The following is a 13449-nucleotide window of genomic DNA, read 5'->3' on the forward strand; positions in this document are numbered from 1 at the left end:
ATGACGCCCTGGCCCGGCCGTGCCGGGGTTCACCGTTCGTCGTGCAGGCGAGGGTTTTTCTAAACCTTTGCGCCCCTCACCTTTCCCTATGCAGACGGGAGCCATGGCTTCCGGCAGATCAATTTGCAAGTGGAGAGCCACCTCATGAACCCCATGGCCACAGTCATGCGCGGTGCCGGACTGGCACTGCTCCTGGGCCTTGGCGCCACCAGCGCCCTGGCCCAGTCCCCCGCGGATTTCATCGACGACGCCTCGGCCAAGGGCATGGCCGATATCGAAGCCAGCCGCCTGGCCCACCAGCAGACCTCATCCAAGGCGGTCAAGGAATACACCATCCAGGTGATCAACGACCGCACCACTGCCAACCAGCACCTGGCCAAGATCGCCAAGCAGCTGGACTTGCCGGTCGCCCCCCGGGAACAGGTGATGGACCAGGCCAAGCGCCTGATGCCCCGCGTACCTCAAGCCCAAGGCGAGGACTTCGATCGCGCCTACGCCGCCAGCCAGGTCAAGGCTACCGAAGAAGCCATCGAGCAGATCCAGCAGCAGGCGCAGACCAGCGAGGTGCCGGAGCTCAAGGCCTTTGCCGAAGAGACCCTGCCCAAGCTGGAAAACCACCTGCAGATGGCCAAGGCCCTGCAGGCCGGGCGCCGGTCCGACCGGCTGGACGGTTGAGCCCCGCCGTTGCCCCATCCTTGCCCTTTAGTTGGAGAGCACCATGTCGACTCAACCCGTATCTAATCAGTACGCGATGCAGAATCCCCTGACCCAGTACCCCCAGCCGGAATTTCCCGACCAGCCGCAAACCGCGCCGGGCATTGACCAGGACATGATCCCCCGTCCCGACCACGGCGAGCACAGCTATCACGGGTTTGGCCGGTTGCTGGGGCGCAAGGCCCTGATCACCGGCGGCGATTCGGGTATCGGCCGCGCGGCGGCCATTGCCTATGCCCGTGAAGGCGCGGACGTTGCCATCAACTACCTGCCCGAGGAAGAGCGCGACGCCCGCCAGGTGATAGAGCTGATCAAGGCCGCCGGGCGCAAGGCCGTTGCGCTTCCCGGCGATATCAGCGACGAACGTTTCTGCCGCGACCTGGTGCGCCGTGCCCATGAGCAACTGGGTGGGTTGGACATCCTGGTCAACGTGGCGGGCAAGCAGGTGGCGCAGGAGGACATCGCCGACATCAGCACCGCTCAGTTCGACGCCACCTTGAAGACCAACGTGTATGCCCTGTTCTGGATCTGTCAGGCGGCCTTGCCGCTGATGCCGGCTGGCGCCACGGTGATCAACACCGCGTCGATCCAGTCCTACCAGCCTTCGGCCAGCCTCCTGGATTACGCCACCACCAAGGCGGCGATCGTGGTTTTCACCAAGGCCCTGGCCAAACAGGTGATCGGGCGGGGGATTCGGGTCAACGCCGTGGCGCCGGGGCCGATCTGGACCGTACTGCAACCCAGTGGTGGCCAGCCTCGGGAAAAGATCCCGAAGTTCGGCCTGCAAACCCCCATGAAGCGTCCGGGGCAGCCGGCCGAATGCGCCCCCCTGTACGTGCTACTGGCGTCACAGGAATCGAGCTACATCACCGGCGAAGTGTTCGGGGTCACCGGCGGCAACCCTCTGCCCTAGGATGATCGGCGCAGGGGCCAGCCTTCGCCGAGCCGATCTCAACACTGATTGAGATCGGTCTTGTCCTGCTGGCTGGAGGTGCTGACGGACAGCTCGGAATCGCCGCCCTGGCCGATCTCGCGGTATTCGCGGCGCATCTGCTCCAGCTGCTTGAGGTCCAGCCCGTCCAGGTTGAGCATGGCGTTGTGGGCCGCCTTGGTGGCCCGCAGCAACTCGTCGATCTTCAAGTGCAGAATGTCGTTGTCGCGGTTCTGGGTGTTCTGGATCAGGAACACCATGAGGAAGGTGATGATGGTGGTGGAGGTATTGATGATCAACTGCCAGGTGTCGTTGAAGTGAAACACCGGCCCGCTGAGCCCCCAGATCAGAATCAGCAACAGCGCGCCGAGAAAGGTTTTCGGGCTGCCGGCCCACATCGACAGCGTTTGCGAAATCTTCGAGAACTTCATGACCGTGTTCCTTATGGGGGAGGTGTCTGAAGCTGTGACAGCAGGGCTCTGGTGAAAGTGCTTTTTTCGTCAATTCATCGAGGTATGAGGGCTCCCGATGAGAGCTGTTTTATCTTTTACCCAACGGCCTGGCAGTAACCTGTGTTTGAGTTGACGGAGATGTCTGTCTTTGTACCGGTTTGTGGCTAGTATCAATGGCGTTCAAAGTGCCATCACGCTAATACACGGATCGGAAACTGTCAGAGGTCTCTCATGGAATTTCTTGAAAAACTCACCAGTCTTGCTGCCAAGGTACGTCTACAAGGCGCGGCCATTCAAACCGAAGAGGCGACGAAAAACGCGTTCGTCATGCCTTTCATCAGTACGGTCCTGGGTTATGACGTTTTCGATCCGATGGAGGTGACGCCAGAGTTCGTCTGCGATGTCGGGACCAAGAAGGGCGAGAAGATTGATTACGCGATCATCAAGGATGGTGAGGTGCAGATGCTTATCGAGTGTAAGAAAATCGGTGAGCCTTTACACATCAACCATGCATCCCAGCTGTTTCGGTACTTTCACGTGACCAGCGCACGTATATCCATCCTCACTAATGGTCAGGTGTATAAGTTTTTCACGGACCTGGATGCGCCGAACAAGATGGATGAAAAGCCTTTCCTTGAGCTTGATCTGCTGGACATTGATGAGTACTCGGTGCCGGAGCTGATCAAGCTGACCAAGTCGGCGTTTGATGTCGAGTCGATTCTCAGTGCAGCGGGCGAATTGAAGTATGTCAGTCAGATCAAGAAGGTTGTCGCTTCACAAGTCAGCAAGCCGGACGATGACTTTGTGAAGGTCTTTGCATCGCGAGTTTATGAAGGCGTGATTACGCAAAAAGTACGCGATCAGTTTTACGAACTGACGCGCAAAGCCATAGGTCAGTTCCTCAATGATCAGATCAATGAGCGTTTGAAGTCCGCCATGAGCGGAGCTAATCAGGTTCTCATTCCCCAGCATTCGGCCCCCCTCAACGATGAGAGGGGAGTTGATGAGGAGGAACGCACAGATGAGAAGATCTTCACGACCCTGGAGGAGCTTGAGGGATATCACATCGTACGAGCGGTGGTGCGCTCGGTGGTTGATGCCAAACGTATTGTGCAACGCGACACTCAGAGCTATTTCGGCATCCTTCTTGACGATAACAATCGCAAGCCGATTTGCCGTTTGCATTTTAATAGATCACAGAAGTACATCGGTATTTTCGACCAGGACAAGGTCGAGACTCGCCATCCCATCAACTCTGTCGACGAGATCTACGAGTATTCGGAACATCTAAAGAAGACGGTGGGTTTTTATGACTAGGTGATCGGGCTCGTAGTGAAACTGGCGAAGGCGGCAGGAGGGGCGCTTCCTGACCGCTGGAGCAAAGCAATTAGCTGCCCGCTTACACCTCACAACACTCCTTCGCACAATAAAACAGGATTGTGCTGGAGCTGTCGGGGCGCTGGGCTTAACGTGGCCCGGGCAGGTGCCCCATGGGGCGCCACGACGCTCAAGGAGGCAGCTTATGTCGGCCAGTACCGGTGCTTCGGTCATCGACCTGTATCACCAGGCGCAAGACTATTTCTTCGTTTCCATCTCCCAGTTCTATCGACGTTTCGGTAGTGGCCTGAGTGCCTATTGCACGGGGGTCGAAGCCAGCAGCCTGAACCTGTTGATGATGAATGACCGCGCCGTCGATGAGCCTGGGCCGTTGGCCGAAGGCGTGGCGTTTCTGCAGCGCACCGGCATGCCGTTCTGTGTGGTGGTGCCCGAGACACTGGTGCCCCGGGTCAGCGGGCAATTGCACCAGCAGCACCTGCTGGCGGCGGACAAGACCACCTGCATGGTGCTCGATCTGACGCGCCATGAGCCCCGGCAAGCGCTTGCGGCGCAGGCCCAGGTGCGCTGTAGCGACCTGCGCCTGGAGGATTGGGCGCAGCCCGTGCAGAGTGCATTCGAGTCCGGCGAGGGGGGGATCGAGCAGTACCTGGCCCGGCATCGGGCGGCGCTGTCGGCGGGCCGGGCGCTGAGCCATTTCACCCTGTATGTCCAGGAGCGCCCGGTGAGTGCCCTGACCCTCTCGCTGCTGCCGGGGCTGGCGCGCCTGGATGACATCGGCACCGTGCAGGAGTGCCAGGGCCAGGGTTATGCCACGGCGCTGATTCAAGCGGTGCTGGCGTTCGCCCGGGCCAGGGGCGCCAGGACCTGCGTGCTGGAAGCCTCCCTCGATGGCCTGTCGATCTACCGCAAGGCCGGCTTCGAACCGCTGTTCGACTACCGCACCTTCTGCCAGGAATGAGCCCGCCCTAGCGGGCAGCGTTCTGCCGGAACTGGCGCGGGCTGAGCCCGGTCAGGGCCTTGAACTGGCGGCTGAAGGCGCTGTGGTCGGTGTAGCCGCATTGCAGCGCCACTTCGGTGATGGGTTCTTCGGTGAGCAGCAACTGCGAAGCGTGTTCCAGGCGGACCTTGTGGATCATCTGCCGTGGCGTGAGGTGGAAGATGCGCTTGCAGTAGCGCTCCAGCTGGGCAGTGGACAGGCTGGCGATGCGGGTCAGGTCGTCCAGGCGGATGGCCTCGCTGTAGTGCTCGCGGATATGCCGGTCCACCGCTGCCAAGCGTTCATAGGCCGGATGGGTGTCATGGGCGGCCTGCAGGTCCAGGGAGATCCCGGCCATGCCGATGATCTGCCCGTCACGCCCGTACAGCGGCAGTTTGTGGGTCAGGCACCAGCCGGGCTCGCGGCTGCCATACAGATGCAGTTCCAGCTGGCCCTTGATGGTGATGCCCTGGCGCAGCACGCGCTGGTCCTGCTCGGTGTAGACCGGGCCGAGCACTGCCGGGAAGACTTCGGCGGAGGTCTTGCCCAGCAGGGGCCGCACATTCTTGAAACCGCAGCGCTGGGCCAGGGTCAGGTTGGCCACTCGGTAGCGGGCCTGCAGGTCCTTGATGAAGAACACCGCGCTGGGGATGCAGTCCAGCAGCGGGGTGATCGGCGCCATGTTGGCCAGCAGGCCATTGAGGTCCCGGGGCGCTTGGGCGGCGATGGCCCGGGGCAAGTGGTGCAGCTGTGCGCCATCGATCATCGTCTGCCTCTCTCTATGGGGGCTTGGGGGATGGATCTGGGTCGATAAAGCCAAGGGGTTCACGGGCCGCCGGTTGCATTGTCGGCGTCGGGGCGTGCCTGCTGGCTGTCGAGCAGCAGCGTGGCGATCCGCGCCGGCACCAGGGGTGCCCGTGGCGGGGGAGGCGCCCAGCCGAACAGGCGGTGGGCCGCGCTGGCACAGACCCGGCCCTGGCAGGCGCCCATGCCGCAGCGGCTCTGCAGCTTGGCCTGGGCCCAGTCGGGGGCTGCGGCCACGGCGGCGTAGGGCACATCCTCGCACCGGCACAGCAGAGTATCAGCTCGGGCCAGTTGCAGGACCTGCGGTTGCAGCTCGAAATGCCGCAGCAGGCGCTCGGCAAAATGCTGCCAATGACGGCGCTGCTGGATCAGTTCGGCGGCCCGGTCTGCCTGCCCGCTGGCCACACAACCGGCGATCCGGCCTTCGATCAGCGCCAGTTCGCTGCCACCGATGCCCGTGCACTCGCCGGCGGCCAGGACTTGGGGCAGGCTGCTGCGCTGTTGCTGATCGACCGCGATGGCGCCCTGTTCCAGGCGGCAGCCCAGGTGGTTGGCCAGGCGCACATTGGGCACCAGGCCGAAGCCGCAGGCCAGGTAGTCGCAGGGGATTTCCAGGGTGCGCCGGCCCTGGCGGATGCGCACGGCCTGCAAGTGCTGCTCGCCCAGCGCCTCGACCACGTGGGCGTTGCAGCGATAGCTCGGGGTGGCCAGGCTCAGGGCCTGGGCCAGCTTGTTCGGCCAGCGCCACAACTGGGCGGCAAAGCCCAGCAGCGAGGCCGCCGGGGCCTGTTCCAGCACCCGCGCCACCCGGCCGCCGGCGCGGCGCGCGGTGGCGGCGCTGGCCAGCAATAAGGGGCCGCTGCCGGCGATCACCAGAGTCTTTCCTGCCACCGCCAGGCCGTTCTTGAGCAGCGCTTGCAGGCCGCCGGCCCCGGTCACCCCGGGCAGGGTCCAGCCGGGGAAGGGCAGCAGCAGTTCCTGGGCGCCACAGCACAGGATCAGTTGTTCGAATTCCACGTGCCAGGCCTGCCGGGCATCTTCGAGCAACAGGCTGTGAGTACCCAGGGTCGAGATGATGCGGGTGGCGCTGAGGTAGCGCACCGCCGGGTGCTGCAGCACCTTGAAGTGTTCGGCCTGGGCGGCGCTGGGCGGATGCTGGGGGCCGTGGCGCCAGATCTGGCCGCCGGGGCGCGGGTTGTCATCGACGATCAGGATCGAGGCGGCGCTGCGGCTGGCGGCCTGGGCGGCGGCCAGCCCCGCCGGGCCGCTGCCGACGATGAGGATCTGACACTGCAGGTGGCGGGCGGTCATTGGCTGCGCTCCACCTGCATGCCGTTCCGGCACAGGGTCTGGCAGGCCAGCTGGCGGCGGCCATCGATGGTCATCCGGCATTCCTGGCAGATGCCCATGCCGCAGAACACGGTCCGCGGCTGGCCACCGCAGGAGGTGCGGGTGCGCGGGTCGGCGCTGCCGGCCACGGCGGCGGCCACGCTGAGGCCGTCGGCCACCTGCAGGGCCTGCTGGTCCAGGTAGATGATCATGGCAAGTCTCCAGTCAGGGCGGCGAAGCGCCCGGGCAGATAGGGGCGCGGGTCGAGCGCCGGGCATTCGCCCAGCATCAGGTCCACCAGCAGTCGCGCGCTGCCGGGGGCGGTGGTGACTCCCAGGCCTTCATGCCCGACCGCCAGCCACAGGCCCGGTTGCCGCGGGTGTTCGCCGAGGATCGGCAGGCCATCCGGCGTGGCGGCGCGAAAGCCGGTCCAGGCGCGGATGCCGTTGAGCTCGGCGAGCGCCGGCAGGTAGTCCACGGCGCGCCGCAGCATGGGCGCCAGTACGCTGGGGTCGATGGCCGGATCGAGGGTGTCGAACTGTCGAGACGAGCCGATCAGCAACTGGCCGGTGGGCCGCGGCTGGACATTGAACGCCACCGAGGTGCCGTGGCTGGCGTGGGCGCTGGCGGCGTAACCCAGCTCCACCAGTTGGTGGCCGACCTGTTGCGGGTAGCGGTCGCTGATCAGCAGATGGCCCTTCTTCGGGCGCAGGGGCAGGGCCGGCAACAGTTCCCGGGCAGCGAAGCCGTTGGCCAGCAGCACCCGTTGTGCCCTCAGCACGCGACCGTCGGCGAGCTCCACCTGGTCCCCGGCGACGCTGCGCACCCGGGCTGCCTGGCGCCTGATCAGCGAAGCGTTGCCGAGCAGCCAGTGGGCAGTGGCCGGGGCGTAGAGGATCGCGTCGCCGGGGATCTTCAGCGCACCGGCCAGGCCTTTGCGCAACATCGGTTCCAGGCTCGCCAGCCGGGTGCTGTCCAGCAGCTCGCCGCTGATGCCGTGGTCGGCCAGGGCCTGCTGCTTGGTCCGCGCCAGGTCCCTCTCGTGGTGGTCGGCGGCCAACCACAAGGTGCCGCAGTTCCGGTAGGCGCAGGCGTCGGGCAGGCGTTCGCGCAGTTGCCGCCAGAGGCCGAGGGAGTAGTGACTCAAGGCCAGTTCCGCCGGGTTGTCGTCCATCACCACCAGATGGCCCATGCCGGCCCCGGTGGCACCGCCACGACCATCGTCGAGCACCTGCACCCGCAGGCCGCGCCGGGCCAGCTCATGGGCGCAGGCGGCACCGATGATGCCAGCGCCCACCACTATCACCTCGGCCTCGGCCACCGGCGTCACGAGCCGATGCCCCAGGCGAACGGATCGCTGTCGTCCAGCAGCAGAGTGGCTTCGGCGCTGATGTGGGCACTGCCGCGAAGGGTCGGAATCAGTTGCTCGCCGACCTTCTCATAGTGGGCGCTGAACTGGCTGCCGATGACACTGGCCTGGCGCCAGGCATGGCCCGGGGCGAGCTTGCCGTCCGCCGCCAGGCACGCCAGCTTGGCGCTGGTGCCGGTGCCGCAGGGCGAACGGTCGTAGGCCTTGCCGGGGCAGAGCACGAAGTTGCGGCTGTCGGCCTGCGGGTCGTCGGCGAACAGTTCGATGTGGTCGATGACCCCGCCCTCGGCGCCGGTGATGCCGGCGGCTTCGAGGGCCTGGCGCACGTCCCAGGTGTAGTGGGTCAGGGCTTCGACATTGTCCAGGGCAATGCGCTGGCCGTGGTCGCTGATCAGGAAGAACCAGTTGCCGCCCCAGGCGATGTCGCCGTGCACCTTGCCGTGGCCGGGCAGTTGCAGCATCACCTGGGTGCGGTAGCGGTAGGCGGGGACGTTGCGCACGCTCACCGACAGGTCCTCGTGCAGGGTGGCCTCGACGGTGCCCACCGGGGTTTCGATACGGTGCACGCCCTGGTCGATGCGCCCCAGGTGATACAGCGAGCGCACCAGGCCAATGGCGCCGTGGCCGCACATGCCCAGGTAGCCGCTGTTGTTGAAGAAGATCACTCCGGCACAGGCGTCGCTGGCCTGCGGCTGGCACAGCAGGGCCCCCACCAGTACGTCGCTGCCCCGGGGTTCGAGGACGCAGGCCCGGCGCCACTGATCGTGCTCGCGCTCCAGGATCTGCAAGCGTTCGGCCATGGAGCCGCGGCCCAGGTCGGGAAAGCCGTCGATGACCAGGCGGGTGGGTTCACCCCCGGTGTGGGAGTCGATCACGGTTATTTTTTTCATGAGGGCACCTGAGGGCAAAGAGCTACAGAGTGGCCTTGGCGGGGGCGCTGCCGCTTGTGGGTTTTCGCTGTCGTGGATGACGAAATCGGCACAGTCCGTTCGGCTGTCGAGGCGGTGTGCGAGGAACGCGCCGGTGAGCCGCGAGCGTCGGGCAAGTGTGCCGATTTCGTCTCCTTCGGGGGTGAAAAGTCTCAAGCTGCGACGGGGATAAAAGGCGACTCTGGATTTCGTATCCAACGCCTGTCGGCCCGGCCGACCTCATACAAGGACAAGACCATGAGCCGTAAAACCATCCAGTGGAGCGGTGTGTTCCCCGCAGTGACCACCCAGTTCAACGCCGATTTTTCCCTGAACCTGCAAGCCACCCACAAGGTCATGCGCAGCCTGGTGGACGATGGCGTCTCGGGGCTGGTGGTGTGCGGCACCGTGGGGGAGAACACCTCGTTGACCACCGCGGAAAAACTCGCGGTGATCGAAGTGGCCAAGGACGCCGCCGGCGGCCGGGTGCCGGTGATTGCCGGGGTGGCCGAATTCACCACCGAGTTTGCCCGCAACACTGTGCGCGAGGCCGCCAGGGCCGGGGCCGACGGGGTGATGGTGATGCCCGCCCTGGTGTACTCGGCCAAGCCCCATGAGACCGCCGCGCATTTTCGCGCCGTGGCCACCGGCACCGACCTGCCGGTGATGGTCTACAACAACCCGCCCATCTACAAGAACGACGTCACCCCCGATGTACTGATCGCCCTGCAGGACTGCGAGAACATCGTCTGCTTCAAGGATTCCTCCGGCGATACCCGGCGCTTCATCGACCTGCGCAATGCCGTCGGCGACCGCTTCGTGCTGTTCGCCGGGCTCGATGACGTGGTGGTGGAAAGCGTTGCGGTGGGCGCCGAGGGCTGGGTCTCCGGGATGTCCGTGGCCTTCCCCAAGGAGGGCGAGACGCTGTTCCGCCTGGCCAAGGAAAAGCGCTTCGAGGAAGCCCTCACCCTGTACCGCTGGTTCATGCCGCTGCTGCACCTGGATGCCCGTCCGGACCTGGTGCAGTGCATCAAGCTCTGCGAGGAACTGGTAGGGCGTGGTTCGTCCATTACCCGGCCGCCGCGCTTGCCGCTGCAGGGCGAGACCCTGGCCGAGGTCAAGGCGATTGTCGCCAAGGCCCTGGCCACGCGCCCGAGCCTGCCCAACGTCGGCTTGTAAGGCGTTTACGGGCGCCCAGGGTGAAGGGCGCCCGCTTTCGAACAACAGCTCCGGGAAGCCACGAGGCACAGCCCGGGTGCAGTGCTGCAAGCGTCGGACGGCCCCGCCGACGTGACATTCCATCTGCCCATTCCAATAATCCAAAACAGGCGCAGCCCCATGTCAGGCAAAGGCAAATTCAAGAAACAACTCTCTCTGGTGGACCTGACCTTTATCGGTCTGGGTGCGATTTTCGGTTCCGGCTGGCTGTTCGCTGCCAGCCACGTTTCGGCGATTGCCGGGCCGGCGGGGATCTTTTCCTGGCTGCTGGGCGGCTTTGCCGTACTGCTGCTGGGCATCGTCTACTGCGAGCTGGGGGCAGCCCTGCCCCGGGCCGGCGGGGTGGTGCGCTATCCGGTGTTTTCCCACGGGCCGCTGCTGGGCTACCTGATGGGGTTCATCACCCTGATCGCCTTTTCCAGCCTGGTGGCGATTGAAGTGGTGGCGGCCCGGCAGTACGCCGCGGCCTGGTTCCCGGCGCTGACCCACGAGGGTTCGAGCAACCCGACGATCATCGGCTGGCTGGTGCAGTTCGCCCTGTTGTGCCTGTTCTTCTGGCTCAACTACTACAGCGTCAAGACCTTCGCCAAATCCAACAACTTCATCAGCCTGTTCAAGTTCATCGTGCCGCTGCTGGTGATCGGGGTGCTGTTCACCTTCTTCAAGCCCGATAACTTCCATGTCCAGGGCTTTGCGCCGTTTGGTCTCTCGGGGATCGAGATGGCGGTCTCGGCGGGGGGCATCATCTTTGCCTACCTGGGGCTGACCCCGATCATTTCCGTGGCCAGCGAGGTGCGCAATCCGCAGCGCACCATTCCCATTGCCCTGATCCTTTCGGTGCTGCTCTCGACCCTGATCTACGGCCTGCTGCAACTGGCCTTCCTGGGCAGCATTCCCACGGAAATGCTGGCCAACGGCTGGAGCGGCATCAGCAAGGAATTCTCTCTGCCGTACCGCGATATCGCCCTGACGCTGGGGGTCGGCTGGCTGGCCTACCTGGTGGTGGCCGACGCGGTGATCTCCCCCAGCGGCTGCGGCAACATCTACATGAACGCCACGCCGCGGGTGGTCTACGGCTGGGCCCGCACCGGGACCTTTTTCAAGATCTTCACCCGTATCGATGAGCAGTCCGGCATACCGCGCCCGGCGCTGTGGCTGACCTTCGGCCTGTCGGTGTTCTGGACCTTGCCGTTCCCTTCCTGGGAAGCCCTGATCAATGTGGTCTCGGCGGCCCTGGTACTGAGCTATGCAGTGGCGCCCATCAGTGTCGCGGCCTTGCGCAAGAGCGCGCCGGAGTTGGCGCGGCCGTTCCGCGTGCGTGGTTTTGCCCTGCTGGGGCCGGTGTCCTTCGTGATCGCGGCGCTGATCGTCTATTGGTCGGGCTGGGGCACGGTGTCCTGGCTGCTGGGGCTGCAGATCCTGATGTTTGTGATCTACCTGTTGTGCAAGCGCCTGGTGCCCACTGATCACTTGAGCCTTGGCGAACAGGTGCGTTCGTCCCTGTGGCTGATCGCGTTCTATGCCCTGACCATCGTCATTTCCTACCTGGGCAGCTTCGGCGGCATCGGCGCCCTGGCTCACCCCTTCGACACCCTGACCGTCACCCTCATGGCCCTGTGTATCTACACCTGGGGCGCCAACACCGGCGTGCCCAGCGCCAAACTGGTGCTGGACGGCGATGAGGTGGAATGAGGGTGCCCACTTTCAAGCAGACGAGGCAAACCATGACTGTTACTGGACAGATGCTGATCGGCCAGCAATCTACCTTGGGCACCCACGGGCATATCCATGGGCTGAACGCGGCCACCGGCCAGGTGCTGCAACCGGCTTTTGGCGGGGCCGCACCGGCCGACCTGGAGCGTGCCTGTGCCCTGGCCCAGGCGGCGTTCGAGCCTTATCGGCTGTTGCCGCTGGAGCGGCGGGCGGTGTTTCTGGAGAGTATCGCCAGCCAGATTCTTGAGCTGGGGGATGAACTGATCGAGCGTTGCCTGCTGGAAACCGGCCTGCCCCGTGCCCGCCTGGAAGGCGAGCGCGGGCGCACCGTTGGCCAGTTGCGGCTGTTTGCCGCGGTGGTGCGCAAGGGCGGGTTTCTCGGGGTGCGGATCGACCCGGCGCAACCCGGGCGCCAGCCTTTGCCCAGGGTCGACCTGCGCTTGCGGCAGATGGGGCTGGGGCCGGTGGCGGTGTTCGGGGCGTCGAACTTTCCTTTGGCCTTCTCCGTGGCCGGCGGCGATACCGCATCGGCCCTGGCGGCGGGCTGCCCGGTGATCGTCAAGGCGCACTCGGCCCACCCCGGCACTTCGGAGCTGGTGGCCCAGGCCATCGCCCGGGCGGCACGGCAGCAGGGCATGCCCGAAGGGGTGTTTTCACTGTTGTTCGACAGTGGCCGGGATATCGGCCAGGGGCTGGTGGCGGACTCGCGGATCAAGGCCGTGGGCTTCACCGGTTCGCGCAGCGGTGGGATGGCCCTGATGCAGATCGCCGCAGCGCGCGCCGAGCCGATCCCGGTGTATGCGGAGATGAGTTCGATCAATCCGGTGCTGCTGTTGCCCCACGCCCTCAAGGAGCGCGGCGAGCAGATCGCCCCGGCGTTTGTCGCCTCGCTGACCCAGGGCGCCGGGCAGTTCTGCACCAACCCGGGGTTGATCCTGGCCGTCGATGGGCCGGCGTTGCAGCGTTTTGAGCGGGCCGCCGCCGAGGCCCTCGGCCACGTGGCGGCGCAGACCATGCTCACGCCGGGCATTTACCGCAGCTACTGCCAAGGTGTGGCCAGCCTCGCGGCGCATGCTCGGGTGCAGCTCCTGGCCCAGGGCCCGGAAGGGCAGGGCCAGCAGGCGCGCGGGGCATTGTTCGCCACCTCGGCCGCGGCGTTCATGGCGTGCCCCGAGTTGCGCGGGGAGATCTTTGGCCCGGCCTCGCTGATTGTCCGCTGCACCGACTTGACTGTCCTGCAACAGGTACTGCGCAGCCTGGAGGGCCAGCTGACCATTGCCATTCACCTGGGCGAGGGCGATCAGCCGCAGGTGCGGGCGCTGCTGCCGCTGCTGGAGAGCAAGGCCGGGCGCCTGCTGGCCAACGGTTTCGGCACCGGTGTCGAAGTGGCCCATGCCATGGTCCATGGCGGGCCGTTCCCGGCCACTTCCGACAGCCGCAGCACTTCCGTGGGCAGCCTGGCGATCCAGCGCTTCCTGCGCCCGGTGTCCTACCAGGACCTGCCCGAGTCGCTATTGCCGGCTGAACTGCACAGCGCCAATCCGTTGCAGGTGCCGCAGCTGCTCGACGGCCAGGGCCCGAGCTGACTTGAGGTGCGCCAGCTCTCCCCGGGAGTGCCGGCGCGCCTGCTCATCCTGCTTGCCTTACCTATCCGCAAACTCTCCCACAGGAGCGTTCCCCACCTGCCATAGAGGTTC

The 13449-nt window shown here is 65.2% G+C and carries 13 protein-coding genes; 7 read left to right on the forward strand and 6 right to left on the reverse strand.

Features of this window, described 5'->3' with window-relative positions; all coding sequences use genetic code 11:
• Positions 1-144: 144 nt before the first annotated feature.
• Complete coding sequence (locus KCG88_RS15530; RefSeq protein ID WP_047335907.1) at positions 145-675, forward strand: DUF4142 domain-containing protein; 531 nt, start codon at positions 145-147, stop codon at positions 673-675.
• A gap of 43 nt (positions 676-718) precedes the next feature.
• On the forward strand, positions 719-1627 hold the full coding sequence (locus KCG88_RS15535; protein WP_210712676.1) for an SDR family oxidoreductase: 909 nt from the start codon (positions 719-721) through the stop codon (positions 1625-1627).
• 38 nt (positions 1628-1665) lie between these two features.
• Here the strand turns inward: KCG88_RS15535 and KCG88_RS15540 are convergent, their stop codons facing one another.
• On the reverse strand, positions 1666-2076 hold the full coding sequence (locus KCG88_RS15540) for a low affinity iron permease family protein (protein WP_015634485.1): 411 nt from the start codon (positions 2074-2076) through the stop codon (positions 1666-1668).
• 252 nt (positions 2077-2328) lie between these two features.
• On the opposite strand from KCG88_RS15540, the gene KCG88_RS15545 reads away from it, so the two are divergent.
• A complete protein-coding gene (locus KCG88_RS15545) occupies positions 2329-3414 on the forward strand; it encodes a type I restriction endonuclease (protein ID WP_047284301.1) in 1086 nt (361 codons plus the stop codon).
• A gap of 205 nt (positions 3415-3619) precedes the next feature.
• Positions 3620-4393, forward strand: a complete 774-nt coding sequence (locus KCG88_RS15550; protein ID WP_047335909.1) for a GNAT family N-acetyltransferase — start codon at positions 3620-3622, stop codon at positions 4391-4393.
• Between the two features lie 7 nt (positions 4394-4400).
• On the opposite strand, the gene KCG88_RS15555 is transcribed toward KCG88_RS15550, so the two are convergent.
• From KCG88_RS15555 to KCG88_RS15575, 5 genes are read right to left on the reverse strand one after another with little or no spacing between them, the layout of a single operon-like run.
• Positions 4401-5177 carry an AraC family transcriptional regulator gene (locus tag KCG88_RS15555; RefSeq protein ID WP_047284303.1) on the reverse strand — a complete coding sequence of 259 codons (777 nt, stop codon included), beginning with the start codon at positions 5175-5177 and terminating at the stop codon, positions 4401-4403.
• 59 nt (positions 5178-5236) lie between these two features.
• Positions 5237-6526 carry an FAD/NAD(P)-binding oxidoreductase gene (locus KCG88_RS15560; protein ID WP_210712677.1) on the reverse strand — a complete coding sequence of 430 codons (1290 nt, stop codon included), beginning with the start codon at positions 6524-6526 and terminating at the stop codon, positions 5237-5239.
• A complete protein-coding gene (locus KCG88_RS15565) occupies positions 6523-6756 on the reverse strand; it encodes a 2Fe-2S iron-sulfur cluster-binding protein (RefSeq protein ID WP_047284305.1) in 234 nt (77 codons plus the stop codon). The genes KCG88_RS15560 and KCG88_RS15565 overlap by 4 nt, the downstream gene beginning before the upstream one ends.
• A complete protein-coding gene (locus KCG88_RS15570; RefSeq protein WP_210712678.1) occupies positions 6753-7874 on the reverse strand; it encodes an FAD-dependent oxidoreductase in 1122 nt (373 codons plus the stop codon). Before KCG88_RS15570 ends, KCG88_RS15565 begins: the two co-directional genes overlap by 4 nt.
• On the reverse strand, positions 7871-8803 hold the full coding sequence (locus KCG88_RS15575; protein WP_210712679.1) for a 4-hydroxyproline epimerase: 933 nt from the start codon (positions 8801-8803) through the stop codon (positions 7871-7873). Before KCG88_RS15575 ends, KCG88_RS15570 begins: the two co-directional genes overlap by 4 nt.
• 276 nt (positions 8804-9079) lie before the next feature.
• Here KCG88_RS15575 and KCG88_RS15580 point away from each other — a divergent pair, with 276 nt between their 5' ends.
• From KCG88_RS15580 to KCG88_RS15590, 3 genes are all read left to right on the forward strand, one after another.
• Positions 9080-10000: a dihydrodipicolinate synthase family protein gene (locus tag KCG88_RS15580; RefSeq protein WP_047284308.1), complete on the forward strand. Its 921-nt coding sequence runs from the start codon at positions 9080-9082 to the stop codon at positions 9998-10000.
• 159 nt (positions 10001-10159) lie between these two features.
• Positions 10160-11731 carry an APC family permease gene (locus KCG88_RS15585; RefSeq protein ID WP_210712680.1) on the forward strand — a complete coding sequence of 524 codons (1572 nt, stop codon included), beginning with the start codon at positions 10160-10162 and terminating at the stop codon, positions 11729-11731.
• A gap of 32 nt (positions 11732-11763) precedes the next feature.
• Positions 11764-13338 carry an aldehyde dehydrogenase (NADP(+)) gene (locus KCG88_RS15590; protein WP_210712681.1) on the forward strand — a complete coding sequence of 525 codons (1575 nt, stop codon included), beginning with the start codon at positions 11764-11766 and terminating at the stop codon, positions 13336-13338.
• Positions 13339-13449 lie beyond the last annotated feature (111 nt).

Origin of the sequence: Pseudomonas sp. MWU349 (assembly GCF_017947325.1) — a bacterium.
In the GTDB taxonomy this organism is placed as follows: domain Bacteria; phylum Pseudomonadota; class Gammaproteobacteria; order Pseudomonadales; family Pseudomonadaceae; genus Aquipseudomonas; species Aquipseudomonas protegens.